This window comes from Achromobacter sp. D7-1, from assembly GCF_059760445.1.
Window position 1 is genome coordinate 23,524 of record NZ_JCBAMT010000078.1, and the last position, 9,431, is coordinate 32,954.

8 protein-coding genes are annotated in these 9,431 nt (G+C 67.4%); 5 read left to right on the plus strand and 3 right to left on the minus strand.

The window, feature by feature from the left end:
- Positions 1-33 precede the first annotated feature (33 nt).
- The 3 genes from lpxK to AC6LKD_RS25835 are packed head-to-tail and all read right to left on the minus strand — an operon-like array spanning position 34 to position 2,107.
- Complete coding sequence (gene lpxK / locus AC6LKD_RS25825; protein ID WP_498117842.1) at positions 34-1,077, minus strand: tetraacyldisaccharide 4'-kinase; 1,044 nt, start codon at positions 1,075-1,077, stop codon at positions 34-36.
- Complete coding sequence (locus tag AC6LKD_RS25830) at positions 1,074-1,487, minus strand: ExbD/TolR family protein (protein WP_498117843.1); 414 nt, start codon at positions 1,485-1,487, stop codon at positions 1,074-1,076. Before AC6LKD_RS25830 ends, lpxK begins: the two co-directional genes overlap by 4 nt.
- Positions 1,484-2,107 (minus strand): MotA/TolQ/ExbB proton channel family protein, encoded by a 624-nt coding sequence (locus AC6LKD_RS25835; RefSeq protein ID WP_013394770.1) that lies wholly within the window; start codon positions 2,105-2,107, stop codon positions 1,484-1,486. The genes AC6LKD_RS25830 and AC6LKD_RS25835 overlap by 4 nt, the downstream gene beginning before the upstream one ends.
- A 351-nt stretch (positions 2,108-2,458) precedes the next feature.
- Between AC6LKD_RS25835 and xseA the strand changes: the two genes are divergently transcribed.
- The 5 genes from xseA to pcaF all read left to right on the plus strand — a co-directional run bounded on the left by xseA (position 2,459) and on the right by pcaF (position 9,395).
- Positions 2,459-3,826, plus strand: coding sequence for an exodeoxyribonuclease VII large subunit (gene xseA, locus AC6LKD_RS25840; RefSeq protein ID WP_041654018.1), 1,368 nt, complete (start codon positions 2,459-2,461; stop codon positions 3,824-3,826).
- Positions 3,827-4,000: 174 nt separating this feature from the next.
- Entirely contained in the window at positions 4,001-4,579 is a 579-nt protein-coding gene (gene sodB, locus AC6LKD_RS25845; RefSeq protein WP_013394768.1) for a superoxide dismutase [Fe], read from the plus strand.
- A 277-nt stretch (positions 4,580-4,856) separates the two neighbouring features.
- Positions 4,857-6,548, plus strand: coding sequence for a methyl-accepting chemotaxis protein (locus AC6LKD_RS25850; RefSeq protein WP_498117844.1), 1,692 nt, complete (start codon positions 4,857-4,859; stop codon positions 6,546-6,548).
- Positions 6,549-6,620: 72 nt separating this feature from the next.
- Positions 6,621-8,015: a chloride channel protein gene (locus AC6LKD_RS25855; RefSeq protein ID WP_492275394.1), complete on the plus strand. Its 1,395-nt coding sequence runs from the start codon at positions 6,621-6,623 to the stop codon at positions 8,013-8,015.
- Positions 8,016-8,189: 174 nt separating this feature from the next.
- Positions 8,190-9,395, plus strand: a complete 1,206-nt coding sequence (gene pcaF / locus AC6LKD_RS25860) for a 3-oxoadipyl-CoA thiolase (RefSeq protein ID WP_498117845.1) — start codon at positions 8,190-8,192, stop codon at positions 9,393-9,395.
- Positions 9,396-9,431: the final 36 nt, after the last annotated feature.

Here is a 9,431-nt window from a genome sequence, read left to right on the forward strand (position 1 = left end):
TTGCCGCCGCGGCACCGTCAGGCTGGCGTTTTTCTACCGCCGCGCCGGTTGGCGCAAGGCCTGCGCCAGCCAGTCGAACAGCTGCGGATCGGAAAAGCCGGCGCGTACCGGGACTTCCCACAGGCGCGGGTCGTCCAGCGCGGCGCATTTGATCGCGTCCTTGGACGTGACCAGGATGGCGTCGGCCGTGAGCGCCCGGAAAGGCGATTCGGTGTAAGCGTGATGATCCGGCAGGGGCAGTGCGGTTGCCAGCGTGATGCCGGCGCCGCGCAGCGTGGTGAAGAAACGTTCCGGGTTGCCGATGCCGGCCGCCGCCGCGACGCGGGGCAGTCCGGCGAAGGCCGCCAGCGGACGCTTGCCGCGCCCCGAGATCTGGCGCGTGTCGCCCGGTTCCAGCCACATCCTGACCTGCCGCGGCTGGCCTGTGGCGCCCACGGCTTGCGGCTGGCCGTCGGGCGTGCCGATGTTGGTCACCACCACGTCGACTTCCCGCAGACGTTCGGCCGGTTCGCGCAAGGGACCGGCGGGCAGCAGGCGGCCATTGCCCACGCCGCGCTCGTCCTGCACCACGATTTCGATGTCGCGGGCCAGCGCCAGATGCTGCAGGCCGTCGTCCGAGACGATCACATCCACCTTGGGGTGGGCCCGCAGCAGGGCCTGGGCGGCCAGGGCGCGTTTCGGGTGCACGGAGACCGGGGCGCCGGTAGCCCGGGCAATCAGCGCGGGTTCATCGCCAAAGCGGGCCGCTTCCAGCTCGCCCAGCCCGACGCGGGCGTGGGGGCCGACCTTGACGCCGTAGCCGCGGCTGACCACGCCAGGGGTGTAGCCGCGCGACCGCAACGCTTCGACGGTGGCGATGACCATGGGCGTCTTGCCGGTGCCGCCGACGTAGACATTGCCGATCACCACGACGGGAACGGGGGCGCGATAGGCGCTGCGGCTGCCGTCCAGATAGCGCTGGCGCTTGCGCGCCACTTCCCAGGCGGTCAGCCTGGACAGCGGCAGCAGCAGATTGGAGAGCCAGCCGCCGTGCTGCCATTGGCGCGCCAGCAGCGTCGAGGCATGCTTGGCGGTCACCGGGTGGTCTGCGCGGCGAAGTTGACGCGGCCGATGCCAGCCAGCCGGGCGGCTTCCATGATGTTGATCACGGACTGGTGGGTGGTCTGAGCGTCGGCATTGATGACGACCAGCGGCTCGGTCTTGCCGGCCGCGGCCTGGCGCAGGGCGTCGGCGATTTCGGGCGGCGTGGAGACGTCGATGAGCGTGCCGTTGAGTGCGTAGCGTCCGTCCTGGCTGACGGCGACTTCCAGCGCGGGGGGCGTGTCCTGTTCCATCGAGGCCTGGGGCAGGGTCACCTTCAGCTGCGTGAAGCGGGCGAAGGAAGTGGTCGCCGCCAGGAAGATCAGGATGACCAGCAGCACGTCGATGAGCGGGATCAGATTGATATCCAGCTCATCGCGGTCGCCGCGGGGGCCGCGGAAATTCATGAACGGCCCTCGCGCGGGGCGGATCCGGGCGAGACGGCGCGGACCAGGCGCGACGCGGCCTGTTCCATGGCGCTGAGGTAGCCGTCGACGCGGCTGCGCAGGTAGCGGTGCGCGATCATGGCGGGAATGGCGATGAGGATGCCGAAACCGGTGTTGTACAGCGCCATCGAGATGCCGCGCGCCAGCTGGGCGGGATCGCCGCCGCCGGGGGTATAGGAACCGAAGATTTCGATCATGCCGACCACGGTGCCGAACAGGCCCATCAGGGGCGCGACCACGGCGATGGTGCCGATGGCGGGAATGTAACGGCTGAGATCGTGGGCGACGGCGCGCCCGGTGTCTTCGACCACATTGCGCAGTTCTTCGCGGGGCAGGTGGCGGTGGCGCATCACGTCGGCGAGGATCCGGCCCAGCGGCGAGTTGCGTTCGAGGCGGTTGATCGATTCGGGAGTGTCCTGGCGGTTGCGCAGCATTTCAGCCACTTGATCGCTCAGGCCGCGCGGCATGACCAAGCCGCGGCGCAGGGAGAGGAAGCGCTCGAAGATCAGCGCCAAGCCCAGGACGGATGTCGCCAGCAGGGGCCAGATCGGCCAGCCGGCCTCGCGCAGTATGGAAAGCAAAGCGTTCAACTCCCGGGGGAGCCGGCGCGCAAGGGCGCGCAAACCGGCAACTGATCAAGCCGAAACTGTAACGGCGCGGCGGGGGGTGTGGCAAGTCGGTACGACCCCCAATCTATCCACAGATCCTGTGGATAATTCTGTGCAAAACTTCCCAGGAATGCTTATGGGCACAGGGCTTGCACTTGTTTGCTTCAATTGCGAGCAGCTCCGTTTTTGATAAATATCTATAAAAATCAATGATTTAATTCGAATTTGCTGGCTTTCGGGCCGGTTGCTGCAAATATGCTGGGACGCGGTATGATTGCGGCCCGCTACGCGGCCCCTGTGGACAGGTACGCATCGGAAAGCCCCATGACAATTGAATCTACAGTCACAAACAACGTATTTGCGCGGGATATCCTGACGGTTGCCCAGCTGAATCAAGCGGTGGGGCAGTTGTTGGAGCGCAGCATCCCGGCGCTGTGGGTGCGTGGAGAGATTTCCAACTTCACAGCGGCGGCTTCCGGGCATTGGTACTTCACGCTCAAGGACAGCCGGGCCTCCGTGCGCGCCGTCATGTTCAGAAGCCGCGCCAGCGCGGTGGGTTTCACGCCGCGGGCAGGCGATCAGGTCGAAATCCGGGCCCGGGTGTCCCTCTACGAGCCCCGTGGCGACTATCAGCTGCAGGCCGACGCCATGCGACGGGCAGGATTAGGCAATCTGTACGAGGCCTTCCTGCGCCTGAAGGAGCAACTGGCTTCCGAAGGCCTGTTCGATCCGGCGCGCAAGCGCGAACCCGTGGGGCTGCCACGCGCGATCGGCGTGATCACTTCACTGCACGCCGCGGCGTTGCGGGACGTGCTGTCGGCGCTGGCGCGGCGTGCACCCCAGGTGCCCGTGATCATCTATCCGGCGCCGGTTCAGGGGGCGGACGCGGCAGGGCGGCTGGCCGCCCAGGTGCGCACGGCCAACCAGCGCGCGGAAGTCGACACGCTGCTGCTGGTGCGCGGCGGCGGCAGCATCGAGGATCTCTGGAGCTTCAACGACGAAGCGCTGGCGCGCGAGGTCGCGGCCAGCGAAATCCCCGTCATCAGCGGCGTGGGGCACGAGACGGATTTCACCATTGCCGATTTCGTGGCCGACGTGCGCGCGCCGACGCCGACCGCGGCCGCCGAACTGGCTTGCGTGCCGCGTTCCGAATTGCTCGGCCGGGTCATGCAGGCGGCAGAGGCCATGACACGGGGCCAGCAGCGCCGCCTGGAGCGCGCCGCCCAGCGGCTCGACCGCGCCGCCGCCCAACTGGTGTCGCCGGCTCAGCGTCTGGAGCATCAGCGCGAGCGCCTGAACAGCCTGCGTTTCCGCCTGGCCACCGCCTGGTCCGGTCCGCAAGAGCGCCGCGCCGCGCGCGTCAATCTGCTGACCCAGCGCCTGGCGCATCGGGTGCCGGACACCGGCCGTGCCGCCGACCGCCTGGCGGGCGCAGCGCGCCAGCTTGGCCAGGCGCATGCGCGGCTGCTGGTGCAGCGGCGCAACCGGCTGGCCGCCGCCACGGCGCAATTGCGCGCGCTGGACCCGGGCAACACGCTGGCCCGCGGCTACGCCATCGCGCGCGACGAGCAGGGCCGCATCGTGCGCGACGCGGCCGCGCTGGCGGCGGGGCAGGCGCTGGACCTGAGCTTCGCGCATGGCGGCGCCGAGGTCGCGGTCACGCGTACCCGCGATAGTCGCGAAGCGTCCTGAGCGCAGGCCGCGCGCCTGCCTGGCGGGTCAAGCGCCTGCCCTCATGAGTACATGCTTCCAGTGATAAGCAGATGCGTCCCTTAACCCCGCGCGGGCGGGGGGTTAACGCGGTATCCTCAGTAGTTGCCGATACAATTGAACGGCTTGATCGTGCACTCAACAGAAGGAACCTCAATGGCACATACTCTTCCCCCCCTGCCTTACGAACTGGACGCACTGGCTCCGCACATCTCCAAGGAAACGCTGGAGTTCCACTACGGCAAGCATCACCAGACCTACGTCACGAACCTGAACAACCTGATCCCGGGCACGGAATTCGAAACGCTGTCGCTGGAAGACATCGTGAAGAAGTCCTCGGGTGGCATTTTCAACAACGCCGCCCAGATCTGGAACCACACGTTCTACTGGAACAGCCTGGCCCCCAAGGCCGGCGGCGCTCCCACCGGCAAGCTGGCTGACGCCATCAATGCCAAGTGGGGCAGCTTTGACGCCTTCAAGGAAGCCTTCAACAAGTCGGCCGCCGGCAACTTCGGTTCGGGCTGGACCTGGCTGGTCAAGAAGGCCGACGGCTCGGTCGACATCGTCAATACCAGCAACGCCGCCACCCCGCTGACCACGGCCGACAAGCCGCTGCTCACCTGTGATGTCTGGGAACACGCCTATTACATCGACTACCGCAATGCCCGTCCCAAGTACCTGGAAAATTTCTGGGCGCTGGTGAACTGGGAATTCGCGGCCAAGAACTTCGCCTGACCGGCAAAGCCAGGCCTGCCGCGGCATTGCGCCGCGGCCCTGAACAGACCCCTCGCGCAAGCCTGGGGTTTTCTTTTTGTTCAGTAAAAATTCAGTTTGCGAAATCCCTGTCGATTGTCGAATCCATTGCGGGGAAATAAAGAACAAACCGGCTTTTCTTCCGGGTTATCCCTAGGTTTGGCAACCACTATCGTTGGCCCCGGTCGGCGACTGAACCACGGGGTCCACGGCTGCGGCATGCCCGCCATAAACCGTGGTAACTACAGGGAAGGGAAGCATGTTGCGGTTTTTTTCGGGTTTGCGCATCGGCGCGCGCCTGTCGGGCGCGTTTTTGCTGGTGGCGGTGATAGGCGGTGCGATCGGGGGCTTCGGAGTTTGGGGCCTGGCGCGCATCAATGAAATGAACGACCGGCTTTACGACACCGAACTGCGCGGCATCTCGGACGTCAAGGAAGCCAATATCAATCTGATCTACGCGGGCCGCGCCCGCAACGGCTACCTGGCCGCCTCCACCGACCAGGAGCGCCAGGCACTGCGCAAGCAGTTCGACGACGCCGTTGCGCAGATGGACAAGCTGCGTGAAAAGGCCGCGGCCAATTTCTATTCGGAAGATGGCAAGCGTCTGCTGGCGCAGTTCGCCGAGACCGAACAGGTCTGGAAGCGCGAGTCCGCCGCGTTTTTCGCCGCCGCCCAGGCCCGGCCATTGACCCAGGCCGATCCGCGCGTGGCCGAGGTCGAAGCTCGCGTGATCGCCTCGTCGCAGAAGCTGGACGATCTGATGACCAGCCTGGCGAAGATCAAGGAAACCGTCGCCGCGCAAAGCGTGCAGAACGGCACGGATCTCTACGAAAATCTGCGCGCGCTCATGCTCGCCCTGGCCGTGATCGGCGTGGCGGTCGGCATGCTGCTGGGCTGGCTGGTGACGCGCGGCATCGTGCGTCCGCTGGAACACGCCGTGACGGCCGCGCGCCAGGTGGCGGCGGGCGACCTGACGACCGACATCCAGGTCGCCACGCGCGACGAAACCGGCGACCTGATGGGCGCGCTCAAGACCATGAACGAAAGCCTGGCGCGCATCGTGAAGGACGTGCGCGACGGCTGCGAGAGCATCGCTTCGGCATCCTCGCAGATCGCTCAGGGCAACGCTGACCTGTCGCAGCGCACCGAGGAACAGGCTTCGTCGCTGGAGGAAACCGCGGCGTCGATGGAGCAGTTGACCAGCACCGTGCAGCAGAACGCCAACAACGCCAGCGAAGCGGACCGCCTGGTCAACCAGGCGTCCAGCGTGGCGGTGCGTGGCGGCGAAGTGGTGGACGGCGTGGTCCAGACCATGAGCGCGATCTCCGACAGTTCGCGCCGCATCGCCGACATCACTGGCGTGATCGATGGCATTGCCTTCCAGACCAACATCCTGGCGCTCAACGCCGCGGTGGAAGCGGCGCGCGCGGGTGAGCAGGGGCGCGGCTTTGCGGTGGTGGCTGGCGAGGTGCGCACGTTGGCGCAGCGTTCGGCGGTGGCCGCGAAGGAGATCAAGGCCTTGATCGACGAGTCGGTCACGCGCGTCGAGGGCGGCACGCGCCAGGTCGACGAGGCCGGCCGCACCATGCGCGAGGTGGTGGACAGCGTGCGTCAGGTCGCCACGCTGGTGCGCGAGATTGCCAGCGCCTCGGAAGAGCAGTCTGCCGGCATCGGCCAGGTCAATCAGGCCGTGGCGCAGATGGACACCGTGACCCAGCAGAACGCCGCGCTGGTGGAAGAGGCGGCCGCCGCGGCCGCCAGCATGCAGGAGCAGGCCACCCGGCTGGCCCAGGAAGTGCGCCGCTTCAAGGTGGAAGCGGGCGGCGGCTCGGCGCGTGAAGCCCAGGTCCGCCTGGTGCAGGCCGTGCCCGCCGCGCCGCGCAAGGCGGCGGTTTCCGCAGCGCGTCCCGCGCTGGCGCAAGGTTCGGACGACGACTGGTCGACGTTCTGATCTCGCGCTGTGGGCTGCCGGTCAGGTGGGAGTGGTAAGGTTAGCCACTTTCAACCGCGCCGGCTTTTGCCCATGAACCTGCCCGACCCCCTACGCCGGCTGCTGGCCGGCCCGCGCCGGTGGGCGCATCGCAAGGTGCGCCAGATCAACCGCCTGTCGCGCAAGAGCGTGCAGATGGGGCTGCTGCTGGGAGGCGCCGGTCTGGTGGCGCTGATGTCGCTGGGCTTTGCCTATTTGGCCGACAAGGCGCTGGAATGGAATCGCGAGTGGGTGGCCTACAACGGTTGGCTGGCCTTGCTGGTCTTGCCCCTGAGCCTGGCTGCCTTGCGCTGGCTGACCTTGCGTTTTGCGCCCAACGCCTCCGGTAGCGGCATTCCCCAGGTCATCGGCGCCTTGTCGCTGCCGCCTGGTCCCAGCCAGAACAGCCTGGTGGCGCTGGGGCAGACCCTCTGGAAAATTCCCCTCGCATTCTTCGGCATGCTGGCCGGCGCGTCGATCGGCCGCGAAGGGCCGTCGGTGCAGGTGGGCGCCGCCCTCATGCTGGCCTGGGGCGACTTCTGGAAGCGCCGCGGCGTGCAACTGCGCGGCTTCCACGCCAATGAATTGATCGCCGCCGGCGCTGCGGGTGGCCTGGCCGCCGCCTTCAACGCGCCGCTGGCCGGCGTCATCTTCGCCATCGAGGAACTGGGACGGGGCACCGTGCTGCGCTGGCAGCGGCTGGTGCTGATCGGGGTGCTGGCCTCGGGCTTCCTGGTCGTGGCCGTGGTCGGCAACAACCCTTACTTCGGCGTCTTCGGCGGCGCGCCGCTGGCCCATGGCATGGTGATGTGGGTCGTCATTTGCGCGGCGCTCAACGGCGCGCTGGGCGGCATATTCGCCCGTCTGCTCGGCAAGGGGGCGGCCGGCAGCGCGCCGCAGTCCTGGCGTGCCTGGATCCGCGCGCATCCGATCTGGACGGCCTTCATCATGGGCCTGATCCTGGCACTGATCGGCCTGTCCACGGCCGGCAGCGTTTACGGCACGGGGTACGGCGTGGCGGCGGATCTGCTGTCGGGCAAAGACGCGGCGCCGGCCAGTTTCGGCCTGGCCAAGCTGGCCGCCACTGTCGCGTCTTATTGGGCCGGCATACCTGGCGGCATTTTCACGCCCGCCCTGACCACGGGCGCGGGCATCGGCCATCACATCTGGCAACTGGCGGGAGATGGCGTGGATCACCGCGTGCTGGTGCTGATTTCGATGGCGGCCTTCCTGGCCGCCGCGACCCAGGCGCCCCTGACCGCCAGCGTGGTGGTGATGGAAATGACGGGCAGCCAGCCCATGCTGTTCTGGCTGTTGGTGGGATCCTTGCTGGCCTCGGGCGTGTCGCGCCAGTTCTGCCCGCAACCCTTCTATCATCTGGCCGCCGGACGCTTCCGCCGGCAGGCCATCGTGGACACGGCGCGCGCCGCCAGGCCGCCGGCGGCCTGAGTTCAAGACCCGGGCCCGCGTCCCGGCGCAGGGCTCGCCGCGCGCACCGTTTGGGTGAACAGCCATTGGACACTGTCCGTGCAGCGGACATCCCACAGGTGCACCAACTTGGCGCGAAAGCGCTGCGTTAAGATCGGCCGATCCGGATTTTTTCTCACTTACTTCGAGCTTCCCATGACCGTGCATGCTTTTATTTGTGACGCGATCCGCACCCCCTTCGGCCGCTACGGCGGCGCGCTGGCTTCCGTGCGCCCCGATGATCTTGCCGCCGTAGCCATCAAGGCGCTGGTGGCGCGCAATCCCGGCGTGCGCTGGGAAGAACTGGACGACGCCATCATGGGCTGCGCCAACCAGGCGGGTGAAGACAACCGCAACGTGGCCCGCATGGCTACGCTGCTGGCCGGCCTGCCGATCGAAGTGCCCGGCGCCACTGTCAACCGCCTGTGCGGTTCGGGCCTGGACGCCATCGGCGGCGCCGCCCGCGCCATCCGCGCCGGCGAAGCCGGCCTGATGCTGGCCGGCGGCGTGGAAAGCATGAGCCGCGCGCCGTTCGTCATGGGCAAGGCCGACAGCGCCTTTTCGCGCAGCGCCGCGATCTACGACACCACCATCGGCTGGCGCTTCATCAACAAACTGATGAAGGCGCAATACGGCGTGGACTCGATGCCCGAAACGGCCGAGAACGTCGCCGACGATTTCAAGATCAGCCGCGAAGACCAGGACCTGTTCGCGCTGGCCAGCCAGCAGAAGACCGCGCGCGCGCAAAAAGAAGGCTTCTTCGACGCCGAGATCGTGCCCGTGTCGATCGCCCAGAAAAAGGGCGACCCCATCGTCGTCAGCAAGGACGAGCACCCGCGTGAAACCACGCTGGAATCGCTGGCCAAGCTGAAGGGCGTGGTTCGTGAAGGCGGCACCGTCACCGCCGGCAATGCCTCGGGTGTCAACGACGGCGCTGCCGCGCTGTTGCTGGCCGACGAAAAGGCTGCCGCTCGTCACGGCCTGACTCCGCGCGCCCGCGTGGTCGGCATGGCCACGGCCGGCGTCGCGCCGCGCATCATGGGCATTGGCCCGGCGCCCGCCACGCTGAAGGTGCTGGCCCAGACCGGCCTTACGCTTGCGCAAATGGACGTCATCGAGCTGAACGAGGCGTTTGCCGCCCAGGGCCTGGCCGTGCTGCGCCAGCTGGGTATTGCCGACAACGACCCGCGCGTGAACCCCAACGGCGGCGCCATCGCCCTGGGCCATCCGCTGGGCGCCAGCGGCGCACGCCTGGCCACCACCGCGATCAACCAGCTGCACCGCACCGGTGGTCGCTATGCGCTGTGCACCATGTGCATCGGCGTGGGCCAGGGCATCGCGCTGATTATCGAGCGCGTGTAATCGCCGGGCACGCATGGGCCGCCTGCGGCCCATGCG

What these genes read in the sequence shown, in the direction of transcription:
- xseA (WP_041654018.1), top strand. Translation starts at nt 2,459, where the DNA reads ATGACAATTGAATCTACAGTCACAAACAACGTATTTGCGCGGGATATC.
- pcaF (WP_498117845.1), top strand. Translation starts at nt 8,190, where the DNA reads ATGACCGTGCATGCTTTTATTTGTGACGCGATCCGCACCCCCTTCGGC.
- sodB (WP_013394768.1), top strand. Translation starts at nt 4,001, where the DNA reads ATGGCACATACTCTTCCCCCCCTGCCTTACGAACTGGACGCACTGGCT.
- AC6LKD_RS25850 (WP_498117844.1), top strand. Translation starts at nt 4,857, where the DNA reads ATGTTGCGGTTTTTTTCGGGTTTGCGCATCGGCGCGCGCCTGTCGGGC.
- AC6LKD_RS25830 (WP_498117843.1), bottom strand. Translation starts at nt 1,487, where the DNA reads ATGAATTTCCGCGGCCCCCGCGGCGACCGCGATGAGCTGGATATCAAT.
- AC6LKD_RS25855 (WP_492275394.1), top strand. Translation starts at nt 6,621, where the DNA reads ATGAACCTGCCCGACCCCCTACGCCGGCTGCTGGCCGGCCCGCGCCGG.